This is a genomic window from Arsukibacterium sp. (genome assembly GCF_036735525.1).
In the GTDB taxonomy this organism is placed as follows: domain Bacteria; phylum Pseudomonadota; class Gammaproteobacteria; order Enterobacterales; family Alteromonadaceae; genus Alishewanella.
The window spans coordinates 7,853-31,965 of record NZ_DAINOE010000022.1 but is presented as its reverse complement, the minus strand read 5'-3'; the positions used below and the strand labels follow the sequence as shown (position 1 = coordinate 31,965).

Sequence of the window (24,113 nt, the reverse complement as noted above, 5' to 3'; positions counted from 1 at the left end):
ATTCTGCTCCAGTACCTGTGACGTGGTGCGTTTGCGCTGATCCCAGGGCGCTAACACAAAACCGGCGATGGCGTTATTAGTACTGCCGGTGCCATTAATGATAAAGATGTTTTTAATCTCAGGCGCTTCATCAGTTAAGCGGTTGAGCTCTTTGGTATTGCGCTCCAGATAATCCAGCGTGGCGTAACTGTCGGCTTCCAGAATAGAGAACACAAAACCCTGATCTTCTGCTGGCTCCAGCTCAGACGGGCTGGTGACAAACAAAAAGTAGCAGGACACCAGCACTATAGCACCAAAGGTCAGCACTACCGGCAGCGCATTAAGCGCACCATGTAACTGCCGCTGATAGCCACGGCGTAAACGTTCAAATTGCCTGTCTAGCCAGGCTTCCAGCGATTTTTCGTGCTGATCATCAGCCTGATGCGGCTTTAAAATATAAGCACACATCATCGGTGATAATGTCAGCGCCACCACACCTGATAACACCACTGAGGCGGCCAGCGTAAAGGCAAATTCGACAAAGAGCACACCGGTTAAGCCGCCAACAAAGCCGATAGGCAAAAACACCGCGACTAAGGTGGTCGACATAGTAATTATCGGCCAGGCCAGCTGCCGGGCACCTAAAATAGCCGCTTCAGTGCGGGATTTGCCTTGTTCAATAAAGCGGTGAATGTTCTCCAGCATAATGATGGCGTCATCCACTACGATACCTATGGCCAGTACCATGGCCAGCAGCGTCAGAAGGTTGATGGAAAAGCCCATTAACCACATTAAAAAGAAGGTACCAATTAATGACACCGGTATTGCCACCGCCGGAATAATCACACTGCGCAGCGAGCCTAAAAACGCATAGATCACCAACACCACGATAATCAGCGCCAGTACGATGGAAATGACCACTTCATCGATGGCGTTTTCGATATATTCGGTAGAATCGTAAGGAATATCGGCATCCAGGCCTTCTGGCAGCTGCGGAATAATATCGCGCTGCCATACCCGGCGTACCTCGGCTATCACATCCAGCGCATTGGCATCGGGTGAAATCTCTATACCCATAAAGGTGGCTGCCAGACCGTTAAAGCTGACTGAGCTTTCGTAGCTTTCCGCGCCCAGCTCGACAGTGGCGACATCGCTTAAGCGCACCACACTTTTATTGTCACTGCTAATCACTAACTGCTGGAACTCTTCGACACTGCGCAAATCGGTGGCGGCATTTAAATCTACCGCTACCATCTGGCCTTTAGTGCGGCCCAGTGCCGCTAACACATTATTGCTGCGCAGCGCAGTGCTGACGTCTGAGCCGGTAATGCCAAAGGCAGCCATTTTTACCGGATCGAGCCAGATACGCATGGCAAAGGTACGGGCACCGAGAATTTCAGCGCGCTGCACGCCTGGAATAGTGGCCAGTTGCGGCTCTATTACCCGCACCAGATAGTCAGTAATTTGATTATTGCCCAGTACTTCCGAGTAAAAAGATAAGTACATGGCGGCGACACTTTGGCCGACTTTCAGCGAAATGACCGGATCGCGGGCATTTTGCGGTAGCTCAGAGCGGATTTTATTCACCTGGGCGGCAATTTGCGTTAACGCCTGATTCGGCTCATAGTCCAGTCGCAGGTAGGCTTCAATGGTACTGACTCCGGCCACTGAGGTTGACACCAAGTAATCAATGCCTTCGGCAGAGGCAATTTCCCGCTCCAGTGGCGTGGTAATAAAGCCCTGAATCAAATCGGCATCGGCGCCGACATAGACGGTGCTAACGGTCACTACCGCATTCTGGATTTCCGGGAACTGCCGCACGTTCATATCCATAATGGCGCGCAGGCCTAATAACAGGATAAACAGGCTGACCACCACCGATAAAATCGGTTTTTTGATAAACACATCAGTAAAGCGCATACAAGTGTTCCTTACTGGTTAGCTGGCGTTGGCTGCTGCTCAGCACTGGGCTGGGCGCGGCCATTGTCGCTGATGTTTACTACAGCACCATTGCGTAGTTTTAACAGGCCTGAGGTGGCGATTTGCTCACCCAGTTCCAGCCCCTGCTCAATGGCAATTAAATCGCCACGGGTCTGGCCGGTACGCACAAAGCGCTGATGGGCACTGAGCTCGCCGTCTTGTTCGCGGATCACAAACACTGAATTGCCATAGGGGTTAAACTGAATCGCGGTTTGCGGCACTAATAACACGTTTTGCTGCTCGCCGGTGTCCATTTGTACCCGGGCAAACATCCCCGGGCGCAATTGTTGCTCTGGGTTTGAAAAAGTGGCCTGTACTTCAATACTGCGGCTGGATTCGCGCACGCCCGGCGCAATGGCGGTAATTTCACCGCTAAAGGCTTTATCGGCATAGGCATCTACCGATACGTTCAGGCGTTGGCCAACCTTTATATTGGCCAGCTGTTGCTCTGGCAGGGTAAAGTTTAAATAGATAGGATCTAAAGATTGCAGGCTTACCACCGCAGTGCCACCGGATAATAACTGGCCCAAACTCACCTGACGCAGACCAGAGATGCCATCAAAGGGGGCGACAATGGTTTTCTGGGCGATACGGGCGCGCTGTGAGCTTACTGCAGCACTGGCTTGGGCGGCTTCACTTTGACGGCGCAGCAATTCCAGCTCAGAGATGCTTTTATCGCGAAACAGCACTTCAAAGCGCTGCTGCTCCAGCTTAGCTAGTTGCTCAGCGGCGACGAGGCGCTGCAAATCGGCTTGATCGACACTGTCATCCAGGGTCAGCATCAGCTGGCCTTGTTTAATAATGGCGCCATTGTCAAACTGAATACTGCTGATAATGCCACTGGCTTCGGTGGTCAGTTCTGTGCTGTTAACCGCAGCAAAGCTCCCGATAGCACTGACAAACGGCTGCCACTGATCGGCAATGACTTTAGTGGCAGTAATGCTGGCAGGTGGCATCGGCATAGTGTCAAAAAACTGATTCATAAAGTGGTTGCCCACCGCCTTGTAGCCAAAAATGGCGCCAAAAAACAATGTGGCGGCAATCAGCATTACCAGCATGCGTTTGTACATGGTGTCTCCTTCAATGGGACTTTATCCCAGCTAAACATCAGATAAAAAGTATAAAAATCAAAAAAATACTGTTAGCTCACTTGCTGCAACAAATTGCTCAGCTGTTTTGCTTTGGCTTTAATTTGTGCCATATCTGCCACATCCACCAGCGGTTGCCAGCCCATGCCATTGAGTAGCATATGCATGTGACGGTACAGTTGCATGTCATGTCGTGGCACTGAAAAGGCCTCAAGCAAGCCACTGGTTTGCTCCAGCGTATGGCTGCCCTGGCATAGTGCCCAGGGTGCTATGGCCAGCTCCATGGCACTGCAGCCTTGTGCCGGCAGCGCCCCTTCGTCTATGGCTTGTTGCACTATGCCGCTGACCAGCGCCGCTATCGGCTGGCCGCACTGCAATACCTGTTCTCGCCTTACGCTCGAAGCGTTCTCCCAGACTGCTTCGGTAAAAATATACTGGGTTAATTTGGCATGAATGGGGTTGAGCTTACGAAAATCGCGCTCGGCCACACTAATGGCAAACATCTTGTCACGGCTATTTACGTCTAGCGCGATGATCTGCTGAAACATCTGCAGATGCTGCGCACTATGCCGGGCTGACAGTGCCACCAGCAAATCTTCACGGGAGGTGAAATGCTGATACAGGGTGCCGGTAGCATAATCACAGGCCTTGGCCAGTTTGGCCATTTGCAGCTCAATAATGCCGTCAGTAGCAATCATTTGCTCTGCCGTATCTAAAAACAGCTGTTCCCGATCTTGCCGTTCGCGTTGTTTTCGTTCTGAGGTGCCCATTACAACCGCCATCCGCTACAGAAATTGCTCATGAAACGCACTCGAATTTTGAAATTGTTGCGAATTATGAATCAGATTCAAAATTGCAGCAAGTGCTAATCGGCGCTTTAGTGCCACTGAACTGTTGCAAAATGTAACGAGCAGCAGGCAGATTATTGATCCAGCACTAAGCAGAGAGCGTGGTTTTTAACTAAACTTAATAGGACTAACACAAGGAGCCTGTATGACTATTCGCACCGTTGCCCAGTTAATGACCGCCGATCCACTGTGTGTGACCCGCAAGTCCACGCTTAAAGATGCGCACGATTTAATGCGCGAAAAAAACATTCGCCATATCCCGGTAATAGATGAAAACGGCGAGCTGGTCGGCATGTTGACGCAAAAAATTATGATAGCCAAAGTCATGGGGCTGATGGCGCAGTTTGGTGCCATTGCGCTGGAGCGTAAAGAAAAACAGCAGTTGGTCGCCGATATGATGGCCTCCGATTTTGCTGCGGTTACCGCGGATCAATCGTTACAGCAAGTTGCCGGTTTTTTTGTGAAAAACCGCCATGGCTGTATGCCGGTAGTAGATGAACACAATAAGCTGAAGGGTATTTTAACCTCATCAGATTTTGTGCGCTTGGCCGCGGAATTACTGGCAAAACAATAAAAAAGCCAATATTGCTACTGGCTGAAGCATTGCAGCTCGCGCCGGTTTACTCACGCCAACACGCCGTGAACCCATCCCTGGGGGCTCGATTCGGCCATCCTGGCCTGCAACGGTTGGCTTAGAGTAAACCTCTGCTCGCCTTAGCGTCTTAGTTAACACCCATCTCAGTGAGCAGGTTCTGCGCACCATCCAGCTGCATTTGCCACAACATAAAACGGTGATCAACCATAATGGCCCGGGTATTGTCCGGGTTAAAATCCCAGTCGGAAATAATCGAGTCCAGGGTACCGTCAAAGGCCAGGCCTACCAACTCGGCTTTGCTGTTTAACACGGCTGAGCCAGAGTTACCGCCGGTAATATCCAGGGTTGCTAAAAAGTTTACTGGCACTGACTTTAAGCTATCAACTTTATAAGGGCCATAGTTACCGGCTTTAATGGCGTCCAGCTGGCTTTGCGGGGCATTAAACTCACCTTCGCCTGTGGCTTTTGCGGTTATGCCGCGCAAGGTAGTAAAGGGCGCCCAGGCGTTACCGTCTTCGTTGCCATGAGCACGGCCTTTCACATGGCCATAGGTCAGGCGCAGGGTGCTGTTAGCATCAGGGTACACTGCTTGTCCCTGAGCTTGCATAAAGGCCATTTTGGCGCGCATATAGCTGGCATAGGCTTGTTGAATTTTACCGTTCAGCTCTTCGCGCTCTGCTTCGCGTTTTAAATCGCTGGCATAAAGTGCCACAGCCGCTTTAACAAAGGGATCTTCGCTGGCCGCAAACACTGCCGGGCTGGCGGCGACTAAAGCCTGGCGCTGCGCTAAATCCAACAGTGTGGTGTTGCTGTACAGCGTTTGCAATAAGGTACTTAATTGCGCGGTCGACATGCCCTCTTTAATGCCCAGCGCTTTATCAAAATCGGCATTACGCTGCTTTTTCGGCAGGGCGGCGTACTTGCTCAGTTGATGTAAGTCCAGGGCCTGTTCGACATGGGCAGCAAAGTTACGCTCCATGCCAGCGACAAAGGCCTGATAGCGTGGAATGTCACGCTGCTGAAAACCGGCTTTACGCTCGGCATCCGGCTTAGTGCCTTCCTGTGCTAAACGATACAGGCTGCGGGCGGTGGCCAGTAAGCGTGGCGTGGCATTGTTTAGCAGGTACTCGGCACGGGCTTGTTGCTGTTGTTGCTGTAGCAGTTTTTCTATGGCCGTCAAATCTTTAGCATAGGCTTTTTTATTGCTGCTATTGCTGTTCACCCATTGGCTTAACGCCTGATGCTCAGCGGTTTTACGGGCTAAAAAGTCACTGCCGGCGAAGCTCTCAAGCATGCCCTTGCGGTTTTTCAGCACGTTGTTTAAACCGGCTAAGCGGCTGGCATATTTTAACTGTGCATCGGTGTTATCAGCCGTGTGCTGATTAATAATATCGACAATCTCAGTGACATTTTGCACCAGCGCCGGGTAGCTCCACTCAAAGGTTTCAAGTACTTCACTGGGCAAGCGATGGCGGTTAGTGCGGCCCGGGTAACCTAATGCCATGACAAAGTCACCTTCCTGCACGCCTTGCTTGGCCAGCGTCAGGTGAAACTCGGCCTGATAGGGTACGTTATCCACACTGTAATCGGCAGATTTGCCATCGGCGCTGACATAAGCCCGTAAAAAGCTGTAATCGCCGGTATGGCGCGGCCACATCCAGTTATCGGTATCGCCACCAAATTTGCCGACACCTTCAGCCGGAGCATGTACTAAGCGTACATCTTTAATTTCCAGTTGTTTGATTAGGTAATACTCCAGGCTGCCATAATAAGCGGCCACGGTGCAGCGATGACCGGCATCCTGCTCGCATTGGGCAACTAGAGCTTTTTGATTGGCTTCAATGGCATCCAATCGTTTTTTGCCGCTTAATTTCGCGGTGTTGGCATCAATAATCTGTGCGGTAACATTATCAACCGCTTTGGTCACAAAGATGCGACTGCCAGGCGCTGCAGGCACTTCGTCGGCCAGCGTTGCTGCTAAAAAACCATTGGCCAGCAGGTTGTTGTCGGCGGTGGAATTATGGGCAATGCTGTTATAAACACAGTGATGGTTGGTGGCGACCAGGCCTTTTGGCGAAACAAAGGCAGCCGAGCAGCCGCCAAGGCTGACGATAGCCGCCGCAGGAAACTCGGTTAACTTGGTCAGATTATTGGCATCGAGCTCTAAACCGGCGGCACTGAGTTGTGGCGCAATTTGAGGTAACTGTTGTGGCATCCACATGCCTTCGTCGGCACAGGCAAAACTGCTGGCTAAAGCCAGTAAAACGAGTGATTTTTTCATAATATTCTTATCGTTGGTGTTGTGATGTTTAGCGTTAAACTGATGTTACGGCTTTGGTTGTTTTCGCTCAGCAGTATTGACAGTGGCTGCGGTGGCTGTCAAGAGCAAATGAGTTCAGCGGTAGAAACTTGAGTTAAGAAGTAGTAAGACGTTGTCAGAGGTTTTTCGCGGCTAGTGACTTACCCAGCATAATTGCTGCTGACTGCTTTTTGCCTGATACATGGCGGCATCGGCACGGCGCAGCAACTCGTCAGTATGGCAGTCATCACCACGAAACAGCAGTATACCTATGCTGCATCCACATTGATGGTACAAGGCGTTATCGTCCAGCAGGTAGGGAATATTTAAGGTTTCAGCTATTTTGCTACCAACCTGCTGCGCATGTTGTTTACTGCGGGTATCGTCTTTATCAATATCTTTTAGTAACACAATAAATTCATCACCACCAAAACGCACTACGGTATCCACTTCACGCACACTGTGTTTTAGCCGGCGCGCGGCTTCTTTTAACAGTACATCGCCATATTTATGGCCGTAGCGATCATTGACCGGTTTAAAATTATCTAAATCAAGAAACATCAGCGCACAATATTTACCATTACGACGGCTGTCGGCCATCGCCTGTTGCAGGCGCTCTTCAAATAAGCTGCGATTGGGCAAACCGGTTAGGCTGTCATAAAACGCCAGCTGTTGAATACGGGCAATCGATATTTGCCGCGATACGGCCAGTTCGGCCAGATTACTGTACTGAGTAAGCAGTTGCAGGATCTTCTTATCGGGGCGGGCTACCTCGCGCTGATAGACGGCAAAGGTGCCCAGCACTTTTGCCTCAGCATTTTTAAACGGCATAGACCAGCAACAGCGTAAATCTGCCTGCTGAGCCAATGCGCGGTAGGGTGCCCAATTAGGGTGAGTATGAATATCTTCTACAATAACCAGTTCACCGCTAAAGGCGGCGGCACCACAACTGCCCACTGCAGAGCCAATACGGGTGCCATTAAGAGCCTCGGTGTAAAATGCCGGCAGCGAGGGCGCGGCGCCATGTATTAAATGCTCAACTTGTTGATCCAAAAGTAAAATAGAGCACAGCATACCGGGATGGAGTAATTCCACTTGCCTGGCCAGCATAGTCAGTACAGTACTGAGTGACTCACCATGGCTGATGGCGCTTAACACCTGATTTTGCAGCTGTAAGGCCTGGGTTCTGTCATTAATTTTCTGCTCAACGCTGGCAATGGTGGTTAAATTACGGCGGTTTGCCATGCTTAATTCGGCAATTTGTTGCGCCAGCGATACTAATAGCTGCAACAGAGCGGGTAATTTGTTTTCATCAACTATAGGCACCTCGGCCAGTGCTGCCTGATAGTCGTCGGCATCAAAACCGGCTTGTTGCTGTTGCTGCTGAAAAAACGCCAGATCTGGTTCTGCCAGAAAAAACTGGCCGATAAATAAATTGGCCACATGTTGCTGTTCAATAATAAGGGGCGTGGTGCAATCGGTTAAGCCATTGCGACACTGATAAATGGCATAGTTTTTACCCTCCAGCATGTCTTTGGATAACTGCACGTCACTCTCATGGCAACGCTTGCGGGTAATGTCAGCCTGTCGGTGAAATTGCACACAGGCACGCTGCCACTTGGATGACGCCAGCACCTTGCCTTGCAAATCCACTATGGCAATGCTGACGCCTATGGCATCCAGAAAGTTATCAAACAACGTATCAAGGCGGCTAAAATCGATACTGGCCAGCAGTTCTTGAAAGACAGCTGGTTGCACCGGAACCTCTGCGGGTTGGTTCCAGTCTGCGCTAAGCGGATCAAGCATTTGGATCAGGCTCGATTCCTTTTTTAAGTGAGAGTAAGTCGTTGCCATAATTACTTACTTAATGTTAGCTGAGCGCTGGCAGCCGCGCCATGATCTGACTTGGCTTTTTATCATACTACCTGCGGTACTGTATACATTTATTAACAGTTTTATCTGTCTTATTGCAGCGGTGGATTATTGATGTCTGGCTTTAAGCACCTGGATCACATCATTTAACTCCAGTTGCTGGCTGCGCAGTAATACCAGTAAGTGAAAAATCAGATCGGCGGCTTCATTTTTCAGCTCCTCTTTATCGCCTGCCATCGCGGCTAACGCCGATTCGACGCCTTCTTCACCGACTTTTTGTGCAATGCGCTTTACGCCCTTGGCAAACAGACTGGCGGTATAGCTGCTGGCCGGATCAGCACCCTCACGGCTTTTAATCACTTGCTCTAAGTCATACAAAAACGCCAGTTGCGGGCTGTTGGCGCTATTATCATGCCAGCAGGTTTCAGTGCCAACGTGGCAGGTAGGGCCTTGTGGCAGGGCCAGCACTAAGATGCTGTCGGCATCGCAGTCGCTGTCTATGCTGACCAGTTGTAAGGTATGACCGGAGCTTTCGCCTTTGGTCCACAGCCGTTGTTTACTGCGACTGAAAAAAGTGACCTGGCCACTTTGCATTGTGTGTTGCAGCGCTTGTGGGTTCATATAGCCCTGCATCAGCACCTTGCCGGAAACCGCATGCTGCACTATGGCGGGCAATAATTGCGTATCTGGCCAGTTCAGGGCGTCAAGTTGTTGTTTGTTCAAAAGTTCCTCCAAATCCCTCCAAACCTCCCTTTACTAAAGGGAGGCTCCCCTCTTTGTTAAAGAGGGGGTAGGGGGGAGATTTAGCCGTTACGGCCGAATACTAATACCATCTGCAATCAGTTTCGCTTTTAACTCACTGATTTGAATAATGCCTTTGTGAAACACACTGGCCGCCAGAGCGCCATCGACATCTGCCTGGGCAAACACCTCAGTAAAATGTTGCATAGTGCCGGCGCCGCCACTGGCAATCAGGGGAACCCGACACAGGTCTCTGATGCTTTTTAACTGAGCAATATCATAGCCCTGGCGCACGCCATCCTGATTCATGCAGTTTAACACTATTTCCCCAGCGCCTAAGCGTTGCACTTCTGCCACCCAGTCGCGGGTTAACCACTGGGTTTTGCGGGTGCGGCTCTCATCACCGGTAAATTGGTATACCTGATACTGACCTGAGGCCACATCAAAAAAACTGTCGATACCAATTACTACACATTGCTGGCCAAAAGTGTCGTTAAGTTCTGCAATCAGTGCCGGATTGGCCAATGCCGGGCTGTTAATAGACACTTTATCGGCGCCCATCTGCAAAATATTGGCCGCGTCTGCCACCGATTTGATGCCACCGGCGACGCAAAACGGAATATCAATCACCTCGGCAATGCGCTGCACCCAGCTTTTATCTACCACCCGACCATCGCTGGAGGCGGTAATATCGTAAAACACCAGTTCATCAGCACCTGCCTGGGCATAGCGCTTTGCCAGTGGCACTATATCACCGATTATTTCGTGGTTGCGAAACTGTACGCCCTTTACTACCTTGCCATCGCGCACATCTAAACAGGGGATTAACCGTTTTGCCAGCATGCTATGGCCTCCTCAAGTGTAAACTTACCTTCGAGTAGTGAGCGACCTAAAATAACGCCCGCCACACCGGAGCCCAGCAGCGCCTGAATATCTGCCAACGAGCCAATACCACCTGAAGCCTGCCAGGCCAGCTGTGGATACTTAGTACAGAGCTCGCGGTACAGTGCCACGTTAGCGCCGCTCAGGGTGCCATCTTTACTGATGTCGGTGCACAGTACATGCCTGGCGCCGGCATCAATATAGCCATCTAATACTTGCTCTAAGGTGACGCCTGACTCTTCAATCCAGCCGTGGCTGGGCAGGGTTTTTTCGCCCCTAGCGTTAATCGACACATCCAGCGCCAGCACTATGCGCTCGCCACCATATTTGCGGATCCAGCCTTGTACCAGCGCGGGCTCACGAATGGCTAAGCTGCCAATCACGACCCGGCTGGCACCGGCTGCCAGCAAGCTGGCGACATCCTGCTCACTGCGCACGCCGCCACCCACCTGAATGTGCAAAGGGGCATTGCTCATCAACTCAGTTAATAGCGCAAGCTGGCGCTTGCTGACGTCTTTAGCGCCGGATAAGTCGACCACATGCAGCAAAGGAGAGCCGGCTGCGGCATAGCTATCGCGCAGATGCAGCGGGCTAAAGCTATATTCGGTGGTTTTGTCATAAGCGCCCTGATATAAGCGCACCACTTTGCCATCAATTAAATCTATTGCTGGGATTATCACAACTGCCACTCCAGAAAATTTTGCAATAAGCGCGCGCCGGCTTTACCCGAGCGCTCGGGGTGAAACTGCGCCCCGGCGACATTATCTTTGCCAATGACCGCAGCAAACTGACTGCCATAGTCACATTCTGCCAGCGTATAAGCGCCGGGTAATACGGCAAAGCTATGCACAAAATAAAAATAATCCTGCTCGGTAATGCCGCGCAGTATAGGGTGCGCTTTAAGCTGATTAAGGGTATTCCAGCCCATATGCGGTAAGCGTAAGCCGGCGGCATTCAATGGCGCCACTTCGCCAGGGATCAGGTTAAGGCAAGCGACATCCCCTTCCATGCTGTGAGCATTCAATAGCTGCATGCCAAGGCAAATACCCAATACCGGTTGCTGCAGTTGCTGCAAAGTACTGATAAGCTCGCGCTCGGCCAGATTACGCATCGCCGCTTTTGCTGTGCCCACGCCTGGTACTATCACCCGGGGCGCGGCCTTGATAACCTTGGCATCAAGGCTTAATAGCGGCTCTACCCCTAAGCGTTTAATGGCAAAGTATACCGAGTTGATGTTGGCACAGCCGGTATCAACAATGACAAGCTCCGCCATTACAATACCCCTTTAGAGCTGGGCAGGGCTTCACCCGACACGGTAATGGCCTGGCGCAGGGCGCGGCCAAAGGCTTTGAATAACCCCTCAACTTTGTGGTGTTTATTGCCCTCGGTAATGCTTAGGTGCAGCGACATCAACATGGCATCGCTTAATGAACGGAAAAAGTGCGGCACCATCTCCAGGGTTAAGCCGCCCACGGCGCCTTCACCCAGCTCGCCATTAAACACAAATAAAGGCCGGCCGGATAAATCCATCACACATTCTGCCCGGCATTCATCCATAGGTAGCACAAAGCCAAAGCGGTTTATGCCACGCTTATTGCCCAGCGCTTGTTTCAGTGCCTGCCCCAGCGCCAGGGCGGTGTCTTCTACACTGTGGTGATCGTCAATGTGTAAGTCGCCGTCTACTTGTACCTGCAGAGAGAAACCGCCGTGGGTGGCAATTTGCTCCAGCATATGATCAAAAAAGCCGACGCCGGTGTTAAAGCTGTTATTGCCGGCGTTATCTAAATCGACACTTACGCGAATATCGGTCTCGCGCGTGGTGCGTACTACAGTGGCAGTGCGGCCACGGCTGAGCAGCTGTTTAGTGATCTGCGCCCAGCCCAGGCTGTCACGGTTATACTGAAATGACGGAAGCCCCATATTGTCAGCCAGCTGCACATCAGTTAAGCGATCGCCAATCACATAAGAGTTGGTAAAGTCGATTTTGCCCTGTTGCAGGTAGTCTTTCACCAGCCCCAATTTGGGTTTACGGCAGCTGCAGTTATCCTGCTCAAAGTGTGGGCAAATCAGCACATCATCAAATACGATGCCTTGCGAGGTTAACAGCTGCATCATCTTGTCGTGCGGTGCATCAAAGGTGTGTCGTGGGAAGCTGTCGGTGCCCAGACCATCCTGATTGGTGACCATCACTAAGCGGTAACCGGCAGCCTGCAATTTTAGCAAGGCTGGCACTAACCCCGGCTCATACGCCAGTTTTTCCAGGCTATCCAGTTGTTTGTCAATGGCGGGCTCTTCCACCATGGTGCCATCACGGTCTATAAATAAAATAGCTTGGCCACTCATGCGGTTTCTCTCTTATTAGCTGAAAAATAGTTAAACATTGCCTGTTGCAAACGCTGCATTTCATCAGGGTTGCCGATAGATACCCGTACCACGTTAGCAAGCCCTAACTGACTGGACTGATTACGAATAAGAATGCCCTCGGCCATCAGTGCATTGACACAGGCTGCGGCATCACTAACCTGTAACAGCACATAGTTAGCATTGCTGGGCCAGACTTTTGTCACGCCCGCTTGTTGCTGGGCAAATTGCACAAAGTCGCGCCTTAGCTGATTAATGATACCGACGCTTTGCTGCATTTGCGTGATACCTGCTGCCGATAATGCCTGGGCGGCAATTTGTGCCACCGGCTCGGCGATAGGATAGGGCGCAATCATTTTTTTCAGCGCGCGGATAATATCGGGGGCGGCCAGGGTAAAACCACAGCGCAGCCCGGCCAGGCCAAAGGCTTTTGACAGGGTGCGCAATATCACCAGATTGGGGTAGCGCGGCAGTAAGGGCACCACTGAGGCTTCGGGGGCAAACTCAATGTAGGCTTCATCTACCACGACCAGCGCTGTGTCTTTAAAATGCTCCAGCACGGCAATGATCTGCTCGCGTGGGATCAGATCGCCGGTGGGATTATTTGGGCTGCAAATAAACACCAATTTGGGATTAGTGGCAAAAATGCCCGGCAGATCCAGTTGCTCAGTGTTTAGCAACAATACTTTTTGCACCGCAGTGTGGTGGCTTTCAGCGCTAATGGCATACATGCCATAGGTGGGCGGGCAAAGGGTAATGCTATCTTGCTTAGGCTCACAAAAACTGCGGATCAACAGCTCAATGCCTTCATCGGCGCCGCGACTGACCAGTACCTGCTCTGGCGTGACACCAGCATAGGCGGCATAGCCATCGATCACTGCTTTTGGCTGGCACGACGGGTAACGGTTAAAGGTATCATCCAGCTGATAGGCCGGTGCCAGCGCGTTTTCATTGGCATTAAGCCATACTGCGCCGCCACTCATGCTACTGCGGGCAGAAGCGTAAGGTACCAGCTGTTTAACAATTTGCCGTGCCAGCGGATTGACTGTGGCATCTGTTACGTCTGTCATGCTTATTCTCCGCTAAAGTTGTCGTTAAGCGCCGGGGCTTGTGCCAACGCGGCCAGGCGAAGCCGCACCGCATTAGCGTGGGCCTCTAAACTTTCAGCCTCAGCCAGAGTAACAATGGCCGGGCCTATATTGCGCATGCCTTGTGCTGATAATTGCTGCACTGTGTAGCGCCGGTAAAAATCGCACAGCGATAAGCTAGATACCGTGCGGCTATAGCCATAGGTTGGCAGGACGTGGTTAGTGCCACTGGCATAGTCGCCGGCCGATTCTGGCGTCCACTGACCAACAAAGATGCTGGCAGCGCTATCAAACTGCTCGGTGAGTAACTCAGCCTGCGCGGTTTGCACAATCAGATGCTCAGGAGCATAAGCGTTGGTGACCGCCACTGCTGTGGCCAGATCCGGTGTTAAAATGGCCCGGCTGTGCGCTAAGGCCGCAGTGGCAATGTCGCGTCTGGGCAGTACCGCTAATTGCTGCTGTAATTGCGTCTGCACGGCCGTTATCAAGGCGTCATTATCACTGACTAAGATCACCTGAGAGTCCGGGCCATGCTCGGCCTGAGACAATAAATCAGCGGCAACAAAGGCCGGGTTGGCCGTGGCATCAGCCAGTACCAGCACTTCAGACGGGCCGGCCGGCATATCTATCATCGCGCCTTTGGCATCCTGACTGACCTGTTGCTTGGCTTCGGTAACAAAACGATTGCCCGGGCCAAAGATTTTATCTACTTTGCCAATAGTGTCGGTGCCATAGGCCAGCGCCGCAATCGCCTGGGCGCCGCCAATGGTAAAGATTTCACGAATACCACAAAGGCTGGCGGCATAGATAATTTCCGCTGCGATATCACTGGCTGCCGGTTTGCCAGGCGGGGTAACCAACACTACCCGCGGACAACCGGCCAGTTGTGCCGGTACCCCCAGCATTAAAACGGTAGAGGGCAGGGGCGCACTGCCGCCGGGGATATACAAGCCCACACTGCCAATAGCCCGGTTTTTAAGCTGGCAAATGACCCCAGGGCTGGTTTCCACTTCAATATCTTTGGGCAGCTGCGCTGCATGGAATTTACGAATATTGTCATAGGCTAGCTCAATGGCCGCTTGGCGCGTCTCATCCAGCTGGCTCAGTAACTGTTGCTGTTGTGCTTCAGATAAGCGCAGCGGGTTATCAGGCAATTTATCAAAAGCGGCACTGTACTGGCGCAGCGCTGCATCACCAGCCTGGCGGACAGTGGCAATAATCTCACGTACTACAGGTGTGAGAGCCGCGGCATCTGGCAAGTCTGGGCGGGCCAGCGCGCTTTGCTGCTCTGCTGTGGTTAACTGTGCCCAATTAAAGCGTTGCATGCTTTACTCCATCATTTTTTCAATAGGCAGAACTAAAATAGAGCTGGCGCCCAGCGCCTTTAATTGCTCCATGGTTTCCCAAAATAAGGTTTCACTGCTCACCACATGTATTGCCACCAAATCATCATTGCCCGCTAATGGCAGCAGTGTCGGGTTTTCGGCACCGGGCAACAGCGCAATAACCTGCTCTAACTTGGCGCGAGGGGCATGCAACATAATGTATTTACTTTCATTGGCTTGCATAACGCCCTGAATACGTGGCATCAGTTTTTTTATCAGCTTTTGCTGCGCAGCATCCTGTAAATTTTTACGGCTTATCAGTACCGCTTTACTGCGGTAAATCACTTCTGCTTCCTGTAAACCGTTGGCTTCCAGCGTGGCACCGGTGGATACCAGATCGCAGATGGCATCGGCTAAACCAGCGCGAGGTGCCACTTCTACTGAGCCGGTTAGTACTACAATGCGCGCATTGACGCCCTGCTGTTTTAAATAACGGGCAAGCAGGCGCGGGTAGGTGGTGGCAATGGTTTTACCTTCCAGGCTGCTAACGCCCTGGTATTGCTCTTCCTGTGGTACAGCGATAGACAAGCGACAACCGCCAAAATCCAGCCGCGCCAGAATATCGTAATCGAAATTTTCGTTATCAATTTGCCGTTGTAAAGACACTTCTTCAAGCACGTTTTCGCCGATGATGCCCAGATCGCAGACGCCATCCATCACTAACCCCGGGATGTCATCATCACGCACCCGCAGAATATCAATCGGCATATTTTCGACATGAGCAATTAACCGTTGCTCGCGCAAATTGATTTTCAGACCGCAACTGCCGAGCAGTGCTTGCGATTCAATGGATAAACGCCCTGACTTTTGCATGGCGATGCGTAATCTTTTACTTTCAATGGCCGGACTCATGGCTCACTCCAAAATTAACTCGTTATAAAAACAAAAAACCCCGTGGCTTGGGCCTGCGGGGTTGTATGTAACTGATTCCACCGAAGGCCAGACAATAGCCTTCCACCTGAACCGGAAGGCTAGGTCAGATGATGATGGTGATGTGTTACATTATTAAAAAACATGAGATTGCTGTTTCCTGGTAATCAATTCCTATACAAGTTATGATTTATTGCGATATTTTGCAATCATTATTTCTAAACGTCATTTTTACACTGATATGTAAAAGTAATTGATTTTAATGGTTTTTGATTTTAATTGTACTAAATTAATTTTTATCCGCTGCAGAGTGAAAGCCAAATGAATTGAATTTATTGTACGAATTTCAATCAGGTTGTATAGTCAATGTGTTGGCTAAAGTTATGGCCGGGTTGGCCGATAACAAAGTTAACCTGTATCCGGAGACATACTGTGGACGCTATTCTACCTTTTATCCAAAGAACACCAGGCACGCCTGTTGAGCAGGAGCCTAAGGTAGTGGTGCCGGTATTTAAAGAAGCCAGGTTGAGCCCGCTGAAGCAGCAGGAGCAAAAGTTTTTAATCTTGCGGCGTAGCAAAAAACGTCCGGGTGACAATCAAGACTACCCGGAGCCACCTTACACCACGCCAGAAGAAGATTTACACGTGGATAAAGATGGGCATCTGGATATTTTTGTTTAAAACTCACGAAAAATGGCCAGCTTAAAAGACTCGCGCTTAGATCTTTTATGAGGAACAAGGCATAATAGCCTGCTTGATAAGGTTGAAAGAGAGCTGGCGTGATTAAAACATATTCTACGACTTTGAGTCACTGTCTGCATGCAGGCTAAGGTCGCGGCGGCCTTTGCTGAGCAGGGCAGTTTGGCCAGCAATATTAAAGGCTTTAAGCCACGCGAGGCTCAGCTTGCTATGGCGCAGGCGGTCAGTAAAACCATCAGTGACAGCAGTGCACTGGTCGTCGAGGCCGGTACCGGTACCGGTAAAACCTACGCCTATCTGGTGCCTGCTTTACTTTCGGGTAAAAAAGTCATTCTCTCTACCGGCACCAAAAACCTGCAAGAGCAGTTATTTCACCGTGATTTACCCACAGTATTGCAGGCCTTGGCGCAACCGCTGCAAACAGCGTTATTAAAAGGCCGCTCTAATTACTTGTGTTTGTTCCGGTTGGAGCAGCATTATCAGCATGTCCCGCTGCAAGATGAGCAACTGATCAATGATTTAAGCTTAATTAAAAAGTGGTCGGCTGAAACGCAAAGCGGGGATATTGGTGAGCTCAGTTACATTGCCGAAGACTCAGTGGCTTTGCCTTATGTCACCAGCACCACTGATAACTGTCTGGGCAAAGATTGTCCGGTGTTTGAAGATTGCCACTTATTAAAAGCCCGCAAAAAAGCCCAGAGCGCCGATTTAGTAGTAGTGAATCACCATTTGTTTTTTGCTGACTTAGCGCTAAAAGATACCGGCTTTGGTGAGTTGCTACCGCAAATGGATGTGGTGATCTTTGATGAGGCTCATCAGCTGCCGGATATTGCCTGTGATTATTTTGGCGAGCATTTTTCCAGCCGCTTATTGCAGGATCTGTGTCGGGATATTGAATTACTGGCGAAAACTGAGCTAAAAGACGCGATGCAACTGGCAAAAAGTGCCAATAAATTACAGAGTCTCAGTAAAGACTGGCGCCTGCAATTTGCCGTTGATCCCAGTCGGGGTAACTGGCGCGATTGTTATGCCCAGCCAGCGATGCATACCGCCATCAGCCGCATTGCCGATGCGCTGGAGATGCTCTATCAGATAGTCAAAAGTCAGCTGGGGCGCAGTCAGGCGCTTGATAGCTGCTTTGAGCGTCTGGCACAATTAAAAAGCCGGTTGCAAAAACTACTCGATGTTAGTCAAACCGGGGTCAGTCTGTGGTTTGAAACCAGCCGCTTGCAGGTGACCTTGCATTTAACGCCGCTCAGCATTGCCGATAAATTCCGTGAGCTGGTGTTTGCCCAGCAGCGCAGCTGGATTTTTACCTCGGCCACACTGTCAGTTAATGAAGGCTTTAGCCATTTTACCGCGCAAATGGGCCTGGCTAAGGCCGATACGTTATTGCTGGACAGCCCCTTTAATTACCCCGAGCAAGCGCTGCTGTGTGTGCCACGGTTTTTACCTGAGCCGCATGAGCCGGCGATGGCTCATGCGCTGTTGCAATTGGCAGTGCAACTGATCACCACTAATAATGGCCGCTGCTTTATGCTCTTTACCAGCCATCGCATGTTGCAATGGGTGGCCCAGCAATTGCCCGAGCAGATAAGCCAGCCAGTGCTGGTGCAGGGCAGCACCGGTAAACGCCAGTTATTAGAGCAATTTGTGCAACTGGAAAATGCCGTACTGCTTGGCACCAGCAGTTTTTGGGAAGGGGTGGATGTGCGTGGCGATACCCTAAGTCTGGTGATTATTGATAAACTGCCTTTTGCCTCGCCAGATGATCCCCTATTACAGGCACGCAGTGAAGACTGTCAGCGCCGCGGCGAAGATGCCTTTGCCAGTGTGCAGTTACCTCAGGCCGTGATAGCTTTAAAACAAGGGGTAGGCCGCCTGATCCGTGATGTCACCGATAAGGGCTTGCTGGTGATTTGTGATAACCGGCTGGTCACCAAGCCCTATGGTGCGGTATTTTTAACCAGCTTGCCGCCGATGCGTCGTACCCGCTCGCTTGAGCATGCGGTCAGTTTTTTACAGCAGTTAAATCAGGATAGCGCTTAATGAAGTTACTTGCCTTAGATACCTCCACCGAAGCCTGCTCGGTAGCCCTTTTGCATGATCAGCAGTTACTCAGCTTAGATGAGGTCTGCCCTCAGCAGCATAGTAAGCGGATTTTGCCTATGGTGCAGCAATTGCTCAGCGACAGCGGCCTGAACCTGTCACAACTCGATGGCATAGTGTTTGGCCAGGGCCCGGGTAGTTTTACCGGGGTGCGTATTGGGGTGTCAGTGGCGCAAGGGCTGGCCTTTGGCGCTGACTTGCCGGTGTATGGTGTGTCAACGTTAGCAGCAATGGCACAGGCGGCGCATCAGTTAAAGGGGGCCAGCCAGGTGATTGCGGCTATAGATGCACGGATGAGCGAAGTCTATCTGGCTGCTTTTCAGTCAGATGCCAGTGGCCTGATGCAAGCATTGGACACAGAAGTGGCGATAAAACCAGCACAGCTAAGCGAACTGCCCACATTTAATGCAGCCGGCAAGCAACAGATCATGGGCGTGGGTACCGGCTGGCAAAGCTATTTAGCCGAGTTAAGCCAATGGTGTGATGCTGAGGTTGCGGCGGATATTTTGTATCCGTCAGCCCTGCATATGCTGCCCTTTGCCCAGGCCGCCTGGCAGCAACGTTTATTCGTCAGTGCCGAACAAGCCGAGCCAGTGTATGTGCGCGACGAAGTGACCTGGCAAAAACTGCCAGGGCGCTAAGTTTCCCTGGTTTTGTAGTCACAGTAGTTTATCACCATACTGCGCTCAGCTAAAAGTTAATAACACTGGCATTATTCGCGTTTAATTGCCTATAATTAGCGCATTCTCATTTTGGTAGCGGTTTTATGAGCATAAACGCCAGTAATGCTATTAGCCCCAGCAGCCTGTTAAACCCGGCGGCTAACCGGCCGCAACCTGTCAGGCAGCAAATAGAACGGGAAGCGTCGGCGAATCAGAATCAGCTTAGCGATATTCGGGTAAATCCCGAGCTGATGGCCCGGCTGGATACCGAGCGTGAAGCGCGCGGCTCGCGACAGTCTTTCGATGCCAATGAGCAGCGCAATGAGCGTGCAATAGCGGCCTATCAAAGCGTGCAGACCGAACAACGCCTTGCTGAAGTGAAACAAATGCTCGGTGTCGATTTGTACGCCTGAGCACGTTTTAAAGCCCGCCATTCACTGAACTGTTTTCATTTCTGTACGTAAAACCCTTTAATTGCTAAGGGAGTCTTTATGTCATCTACTATTCTTATCACCGGTGCCAGCTCAGGTATTGGTCGTGATACTGCGCTGTACTATGCGAAGCAGGGCTGGCAGGTGTATGCACTGGCCCGCTCGGCAGATAAGCTGGCACAACTGCAGGCACTGTTTCCAGAGCAAATAGTGCCGGTGGTAGTAGATTTAACCGATAGCGCGGCACTTCAACACTGGCAGCAACAACTCGATAGCGTTATTAAATTTGATCAGGTGCTGCTCAATGCCGGCAATTGTGAATATGTAGAGGCTAGTGCGCTGGATTTAGCGGCCTTTGAGCGTACCTTCGAGCTTAATGTATTAGCAGTAGTCAGCTGTACAAAGCTGTTATTACCACGCTTAACGGCGGGTGGCACTTTGGCGATTGTCAGCTCCATGGCGCATTTTTTTCCTTTTACCCGGGCAGAGGCCTATGGCGCCAGTAAGGCCGCCATCAGTTATTTTGCCGACAGCTTGCGTCTGGATTTAGCCGATAGCGGTATTCGGGTTTGTTTAATTGAGCCGGGCTTTATCGATACGCCGTTAACGCAAAAAAATGACTTTAGCATGCCTTTTTTAATGCCGGCAGAGCAGGCTGCAGCCAGAATATTCAACGGTTTGCATGCGGGTAAGCTCAGACTACGCTTTCCAAGACGTTTAGCATATTTGCTAAAAACCCTCAACCTGCTGCCTTACAACTTACGCTGTAAGCTAGCCGCTAAGATGAAACAAACATGAGTAAAATGAACAGCGCCGTGAACTGGCGGGCCATTATCGGCTTTGAATTGTGCTGGTTTTTACTGGTGTATTTTCAGCAGCTGATGTTTTGGCCGGTATTGGCTTATTGGCTGTATGGCATGTGGCGATTGGCCAGTAACAGGGCCAGGGTGGCCGTGCTGCTCACGGCACTTACCGGCATTGCCGTAGATAGCGTGCTGGTGGCGACAGGTATTATGAGCTTTGCTCAGCTTAGTTGGATGCCACTATGGTTTGTGTTGCTCTGGTTGCTATTTGCGCTGGTGGTGATTGAAGTGATGAGTGCCTTTTTAACCCGGCCGCTTCTGGCCTTTGTGCTTGGCGCAGTAGGCGGACCGCTGTCTTATTGGGGTGGTGCAGCGCTCAGTGGCGGTGTGCTGCAATTTCCAATGGGTATGCTGTCGTACGGTGTGCTGATTATGGTGTGGGGGTTACTGGCTATTATCTTTGGATACAGCAGGAGGGCTTATGTTACACAAGTTTAAGGTTGTGCTGTTAGCTGCTGCGTTAGCGTTGCCGCTTGAGGCCATATCTTCCGGGGACGCTAATGTTGACGTAGATCTGGCTAAGATAGCGTCATCTGAGGTATTGCCACAACTGACCACTGTCGGTGAAGGCAGTTACCGTTATTTATTATGGCAGTTGTACGATGCCAGGCTGGCTACGTTGGATGGCAGTTTTACTGATTATCAGCAAAGTCGTCCTGTGTTATTGGAGCTGACTTATAAACGCGCCATTAGCCGTCAGCAGTTTATTGATGCCACTGTCGAGCAATGGCAAAAATTACAACAAAGCAGCCCTGAGCAACAGCAGCAATGGGCAGAGCAATTACAAAGCCTTTGGTCAGACGTTAAAAAAGGTGATCGGCTGGCCAGCTTGTTGCAAGCCGATGGTAGTGTAGTATTTTATTTTAATGGCAAGAAAACCGGCAGCATCAGCGATGCCGATTTTGCCAGTGCTTTTTTTAATATCTGGTTGCACCCGGATACTACTGCGCCAACACTGCGCCGTCAGCTGCTGGCTAAAACTTAGCCAGCTTTTAACCCTGTAGTGAATATCCCTGCCAAAATGATGATTACTGCGGGGTTTGCTGAATAAATTGCAGCAGGCGTTTAGCAATATCAGTGTTATCCATAAAACCACTGAACTGGGTTTTTCCCATACCATAAGCCAATACCGGTACATCCGCTGCGGTGTGGCCACCGGTAGTCCAGCCGGTATATGAGTATCGTGATATTAACTCGTTTACTACTTTTCTCAGCTCAGCCTGGGTTTTGTTGCGCTCGGCCAGCAGTTGTTGCTGCTCTTGCTCGGTAATAACAATACCTGTCAGTGCTTGCCAGCGTTGTAAGGCTTCGGTTTCTGTACTTACGGCGTTTAATTCATCGGCAATCGCACGGCTGGTGGCGCTGACGCCCCGCACCACAGCAGGTAACCATTGATAAACATTATTGGCGCCAAGCGATAAACCACCGGTTTCGTGATCGGCAGTAATAATTAATAAAGTATCAGGATGGGCATCGACATAAGCTTTAGCCACCGCGACGGCCTTAGCAAAATCGTGCATTTCGGCCATGGCACAGGCAATATCATTATCATGACCGCACCAGTCTATTAAGCTGCCTTCTATCATCAGCACAAAGCCTTTTTCTGCTGGTGTCAGCAGTTTTAGTGCTTGCTCAGCCAGGGTAGCCAGGGGCGCGGGGTGAGGGTTATTTAAGGCTGAAGGCAATCCAGCAGGGGCCAGTAAGGCGAGGGCAGGCTTACGGGTTAGTTTGCTAACATCGCGCCAGTTATCGGCATATTGATAGCCCTTAGCGCTAAATTCTGCCACCAGATTGCGGTCTTCGCGGATAAAATGCTCACGGCCACCACCAAAAATAATATCGGCTACGGGTTTTCCCTGGATCTGGTAATCCAGGTACATGTCGGCGATAGCATTCATATTGCGACGGCTATTGTTGTGCGCTAAAAACGCGGCCGGGGTAGCATGGTTAACCTGAGAGCTGGCAACCACACCGGTGGCTTTACCCTGGCGCTTGGCTAATTGCAGCATAGTGCCAATCGGCATATGGTTGCTATCCACCGAAATGGCGCCATTAAAACTTTTTACCCCGGTGGCCAATGCCGTGGCTGACGCGGCTGAATCAGTTACCAAGGTATCATCATCAGGTGTGGTGCTGGCCATGCCCAGCCATAAGTCATCGAAAATGGTGGTTTGAATGTCGGTATTGCCTGGGTCAGTTTGCATAAAGCGGTAAGCCGTGAGGTAAGCCGGCCCCATACCATCTCCAATCATAAAAATAATGTTTTTTGGTGCGCCAGCAACCTTGACCGCTGGTGGTGTGGCAGAGGTGTTAGTCGTTAATGGTGCAGCAGATAGCAGCACAGGCATTAACAGCAGGGCGACAACAAGGGCCTTATCAGAAACCGCAGAAAAACGGGCTAAGCGCATCAGCAACCTTATAAGCAATACGATGAATAGATAAGAGAAGTGTACTGTAATGACAAAGCACAACCAAGCGCCTTGCGGTCAACGACCTGATTATCGGTGTCGAGTATTACTGGACATTATACTAAAGTGAGCGTTATCTTAACTTTGTATTGAACCTGTACTGCAATGGCTACTCCTATTTCAGGAAGGCAGTTGTTTGAGGTTACTCAGGAACAAATAATGAATAAGACGATAATAACAAACAGAATAAATATCATTACGTCTATGCTCGCCAGTCTTGTTTTAATAGGCTTGGTGTCGACCTCTCATGCTACTCAGCCAGCGTCAGCAGCTAAACTGACGCTGCAGCAGTTAGCAGAGCACCCCAATCGCAGTGCAGAACATCAACAGCGCAATAAATACCGTAATCCCACAGAAACGCTATCGTTTTTTGGTCTGGCGCCGCACATGTCTGTGCTGGAGCTATGGCCAGCAAGAGGCTGGTATACCGAAATTCTGGCGCCATTTTTAAAAGATCAGGGCCAGCTTACTATTGCCCATTTCAGGCATAATGACGGCAGTTTAAAAGATGAGCGACAAATTTTCTGGGCCCGGCTGAGTCAACGTTTAGCACAGCGCATGGCGGAAGAAATCGACTGGTTTGGCCCGGTCAATCAAATTGAATTGGAACCACCATTTTTTATACCGACGCTTGCGCCAGAGCAATTTGATATGGTGCTGACTTTTCGCAATGCCCCTATCTGGGATGAGCGGGGCCACTTGTTATCCACCTTACAAAGTATCTATGATGTATTAAAGCCAGGTGGCGTGTTGGGCATGGTGGAGCACAGAGCAGCGAAACTGTCTGAATTAACCAGCTCTGCGGTAGAGGGCTATTTAGATGAAGCCTATGTTATTGCCGCCGCCTTGCAAGTGGGGTTTGTGCTGGCCGGGAGCAGTGATATTAATGCTAA

23 protein-coding genes are annotated in these 24,113 nt (G+C 50.6%); 9 read left to right on the top strand and 14 right to left on the bottom strand.

Translation table 11 applies throughout. From position 1 onward, the window contains the following. The 3 genes from V7D78_RS06375 to V7D78_RS06365 all read right to left on the bottom strand — a co-directional run. A partial coding sequence (locus V7D78_RS06375) for an efflux RND transporter permease subunit (protein ID WP_333607604.1) occupies positions 1–1,899 on the bottom strand: 1,899 nt, incomplete at its 3' end. 11 nt (positions 1,900–1,910) lie between these two features. Beyond that, the gene (locus V7D78_RS06370; RefSeq protein ID WP_333607603.1) at positions 1,911–3,029 is read right to left on the bottom strand and encodes an efflux RND transporter periplasmic adaptor subunit; all 1,119 of its coding nucleotides are present in this window, start codon (positions 3,027–3,029) and stop codon (positions 1,911–1,913) included. Positions 3,030–3,100: 71 nt separating this feature from the next. Beyond that, positions 3,101–3,817 (bottom strand): TetR/AcrR family transcriptional regulator, encoded by a 717-nt coding sequence (locus V7D78_RS06365; protein WP_333607602.1) that lies wholly within the window; start codon positions 3,815–3,817, stop codon positions 3,101–3,103. Positions 3,818–4,040: 223 nt separating this feature from the next. Here V7D78_RS06365 and V7D78_RS06360 point away from each other — a divergent pair, with 223 nt between their 5' ends. After that, complete coding sequence (locus V7D78_RS06360; protein ID WP_333607601.1) at positions 4,041–4,469, top strand: CBS domain-containing protein; 429 nt, start codon at positions 4,041–4,043, stop codon at positions 4,467–4,469. Between the two features lie 148 nt (positions 4,470–4,617). Here V7D78_RS06360 and V7D78_RS06355 read toward each other — a convergent pair whose 3' ends face one another. From V7D78_RS06355 to hisG, 10 genes are all read right to left on the bottom strand, one after another. Further along, positions 4,618–6,771: a S46 family peptidase gene (locus V7D78_RS06355; RefSeq protein ID WP_333607600.1), complete on the bottom strand. Its 2,154-nt coding sequence runs from the start codon at positions 6,769–6,771 to the stop codon at positions 4,618–4,620. Positions 6,772–6,942: 171 nt separating this feature from the next. Beyond that, positions 6,943–8,643 carry a PocR ligand-binding domain-containing protein gene (locus tag V7D78_RS06350; protein WP_333607599.1) on the bottom strand — a complete coding sequence of 567 codons (1,701 nt, stop codon included), beginning with the start codon at positions 8,641–8,643 and terminating at the stop codon, positions 6,943–6,945. Positions 8,644–8,769: 126 nt separating this feature from the next. Continuing rightward, a complete protein-coding gene (hisIE, locus tag V7D78_RS06345; RefSeq protein WP_333607598.1) occupies positions 8,770–9,384 on the bottom strand; it encodes a bifunctional phosphoribosyl-AMP cyclohydrolase/phosphoribosyl-ATP diphosphatase HisIE in 615 nt (204 codons plus the stop codon). Positions 9,385–9,471: 87 nt separating this feature from the next. Beyond that, positions 9,472–10,245 carry an imidazole glycerol phosphate synthase subunit HisF gene (gene hisF, locus V7D78_RS06340; RefSeq protein WP_333607597.1) on the bottom strand — a complete coding sequence of 258 codons (774 nt, stop codon included), beginning with the start codon at positions 10,243–10,245 and terminating at the stop codon, positions 9,472–9,474. Next, a complete protein-coding gene (hisA, locus tag V7D78_RS06335; protein ID WP_333607596.1) occupies positions 10,227–10,964 on the bottom strand; it encodes a 1-(5-phosphoribosyl)-5-[(5-phosphoribosylamino)methylideneamino]imidazole-4-carboxamide isomerase in 738 nt (245 codons plus the stop codon). The genes hisF and hisA overlap by 19 nt, the downstream gene beginning before the upstream one ends. Further along, positions 10,961–11,557: an imidazole glycerol phosphate synthase subunit HisH gene (gene hisH / locus V7D78_RS06330; protein ID WP_333607595.1), complete on the bottom strand. Its 597-nt coding sequence runs from the start codon at positions 11,555–11,557 to the stop codon at positions 10,961–10,963. The genes hisA and hisH overlap by 4 nt, the downstream gene beginning before the upstream one ends. Then, positions 11,557–12,627, bottom strand: a complete 1,071-nt coding sequence (hisB, locus tag V7D78_RS06325; protein WP_333607594.1) for a bifunctional histidinol-phosphatase/imidazoleglycerol-phosphate dehydratase HisB — start codon at positions 12,625–12,627, stop codon at positions 11,557–11,559. The genes hisH and hisB overlap by 1 nt, the downstream gene beginning before the upstream one ends. Continuing rightward, on the bottom strand, positions 12,624–13,715 hold the full coding sequence (gene hisC / locus V7D78_RS06320) for a histidinol-phosphate transaminase (RefSeq protein WP_333607593.1): 1,092 nt from the start codon (positions 13,713–13,715) through the stop codon (positions 12,624–12,626). Before hisC ends, hisB begins: the two co-directional genes overlap by 4 nt. A 2-nt stretch (positions 13,716–13,717) precedes the next feature. Further along, on the bottom strand, positions 13,718–15,058 hold the full coding sequence (hisD, locus tag V7D78_RS06315; RefSeq protein ID WP_333607592.1) for a histidinol dehydrogenase: 1,341 nt from the start codon (positions 15,056–15,058) through the stop codon (positions 13,718–13,720). Between the two features lie 3 nt (positions 15,059–15,061). After that, positions 15,062–15,970, bottom strand: coding sequence for an ATP phosphoribosyltransferase (hisG, locus tag V7D78_RS06310; RefSeq protein ID WP_333607591.1), 909 nt, complete (start codon positions 15,968–15,970; stop codon positions 15,062–15,064). Between the two features lie 450 nt (positions 15,971–16,420). Between hisG and V7D78_RS06305 the strand changes: the two genes are divergently transcribed. From V7D78_RS06305 to V7D78_RS06275, 7 genes are all read left to right on the top strand, one after another. Beyond that, positions 16,421–16,669, top strand: a complete 249-nt coding sequence (locus V7D78_RS06305) for a hypothetical protein (RefSeq protein WP_333607590.1) — start codon at positions 16,421–16,423, stop codon at positions 16,667–16,669. Positions 16,670–16,807: 138 nt separating this feature from the next. After that, on the top strand, positions 16,808–18,736 hold the full coding sequence (locus V7D78_RS06300) for an ATP-dependent DNA helicase (protein WP_333607589.1): 1,929 nt from the start codon (positions 16,808–16,810) through the stop codon (positions 18,734–18,736). Beyond that, entirely contained in the window at positions 18,736–19,437 is a 702-nt protein-coding gene (tsaB, locus tag V7D78_RS06295) for a tRNA (adenosine(37)-N6)-threonylcarbamoyltransferase complex dimerization subunit type 1 TsaB (protein WP_333607588.1), read from the top strand. Before V7D78_RS06300 ends, tsaB begins: the two co-directional genes overlap by 1 nt. 125 nt (positions 19,438–19,562) lie before the next feature. Beyond that, a complete protein-coding gene (locus V7D78_RS06290; protein WP_333607587.1) occupies positions 19,563–19,871 on the top strand; it encodes a hypothetical protein in 309 nt (102 codons plus the stop codon). Positions 19,872–19,949: 78 nt separating this feature from the next. After that, positions 19,950–20,687, top strand: a complete 738-nt coding sequence (locus V7D78_RS06285; RefSeq protein ID WP_333607586.1) for an SDR family NAD(P)-dependent oxidoreductase — start codon at positions 19,950–19,952, stop codon at positions 20,685–20,687. Beyond that, positions 20,684–21,190 carry a DUF2878 family protein gene (locus V7D78_RS06280; RefSeq protein ID WP_333607585.1) on the top strand — a complete coding sequence of 169 codons (507 nt, stop codon included), beginning with the start codon at positions 20,684–20,686 and terminating at the stop codon, positions 21,188–21,190. The genes V7D78_RS06285 and V7D78_RS06280 overlap by 4 nt, the downstream gene beginning before the upstream one ends. Beyond that, positions 21,174–21,737, top strand: coding sequence for a chalcone isomerase family protein (locus V7D78_RS06275; RefSeq protein ID WP_333607584.1), 564 nt, complete (start codon positions 21,174–21,176; stop codon positions 21,735–21,737). The genes V7D78_RS06280 and V7D78_RS06275 overlap by 17 nt, the downstream gene beginning before the upstream one ends. A gap of 43 nt (positions 21,738–21,780) precedes the next feature. Here the strand turns inward: V7D78_RS06275 and V7D78_RS06270 are convergent, their stop codons facing one another. Next, positions 21,781–23,160, bottom strand: coding sequence for an alkaline phosphatase (locus tag V7D78_RS06270; RefSeq protein WP_333607583.1), 1,380 nt, complete (start codon positions 23,158–23,160; stop codon positions 21,781–21,783). A 219-nt stretch (positions 23,161–23,379) separates the two neighbouring features. Here V7D78_RS06270 and V7D78_RS06265 point away from each other — a divergent pair. Next, positions 23,380–24,113: class I SAM-dependent methyltransferase (locus tag V7D78_RS06265; RefSeq protein WP_333607582.1), on the top strand; the 734-nt coding region annotated here is incomplete at its 3' end.

Bases quoted from the DNA above. Each gene is read 5' to 3' on its own strand.
- V7D78_RS06370 (WP_333607603.1), bottom strand. From the start codon at position 3,029: ATGTACAAACGCATGCTGGTAATGCTGATTGCCGCCACATTGTTTTTT.
- V7D78_RS06365 (WP_333607602.1), bottom strand. From the start codon at position 3,817: ATGGGCACCTCAGAACGAAAACAACGCGAACGGCAAGATCGGGAACAG.
- V7D78_RS06360 (WP_333607601.1), top strand. From the start codon at position 4,041: ATGACTATTCGCACCGTTGCCCAGTTAATGACCGCCGATCCACTGTGT.
- V7D78_RS06355 (WP_333607600.1), bottom strand. From the start codon at position 6,771: ATGAAAAAATCACTCGTTTTACTGGCTTTAGCCAGCAGTTTTGCCTGT.
- V7D78_RS06350 (WP_333607599.1), bottom strand. From the start codon at position 8,643: ATGGCAACGACTTACTCTCACTTAAAAAAGGAATCGAGCCTGATCCAA.
- hisF (WP_333607597.1), bottom strand. From the start codon at position 10,245: ATGCTGGCAAAACGGTTAATCCCCTGTTTAGATGTGCGCGATGGCAAG.
- hisH (WP_333607595.1), bottom strand. From the start codon at position 11,557: ATGGCGGAGCTTGTCATTGTTGATACCGGCTGTGCCAACATCAACTCG.
- hisB (WP_333607594.1), bottom strand. From the start codon at position 12,627: ATGAGTGGCCAAGCTATTTTATTTATAGACCGTGATGGCACCATGGTG.
- hisC (WP_333607593.1), bottom strand. From the start codon at position 13,715: ATGACAGACGTAACAGATGCCACAGTCAATCCGCTGGCACGGCAAATT.
- hisD (WP_333607592.1), bottom strand. From the start codon at position 15,058: ATGCAACGCTTTAATTGGGCACAGTTAACCACAGCAGAGCAGCAAAGC.
- hisG (WP_333607591.1), bottom strand. From the start codon at position 15,970: ATGAGTCCGGCCATTGAAAGTAAAAGATTACGCATCGCCATGCAAAAG.
- V7D78_RS06300 (WP_333607589.1), top strand. From the start codon at position 16,808: ATGCAGGCTAAGGTCGCGGCGGCCTTTGCTGAGCAGGGCAGTTTGGCC.
- tsaB (WP_333607588.1), top strand. From the start codon at position 18,736: ATGAAGTTACTTGCCTTAGATACCTCCACCGAAGCCTGCTCGGTAGCC.
- V7D78_RS06290 (WP_333607587.1), top strand. From the start codon at position 19,563: ATGAGCATAAACGCCAGTAATGCTATTAGCCCCAGCAGCCTGTTAAAC.
- V7D78_RS06285 (WP_333607586.1), top strand. From the start codon at position 19,950: ATGTCATCTACTATTCTTATCACCGGTGCCAGCTCAGGTATTGGTCGT.
- V7D78_RS06280 (WP_333607585.1), top strand. From the start codon at position 20,684: ATGAGTAAAATGAACAGCGCCGTGAACTGGCGGGCCATTATCGGCTTT.
- V7D78_RS06275 (WP_333607584.1), top strand. From the start codon at position 21,174: ATGTTACACAAGTTTAAGGTTGTGCTGTTAGCTGCTGCGTTAGCGTTG.
- V7D78_RS06270 (WP_333607583.1), bottom strand. From the start codon at position 23,160: ATGCGCTTAGCCCGTTTTTCTGCGGTTTCTGATAAGGCCCTTGTTGTC.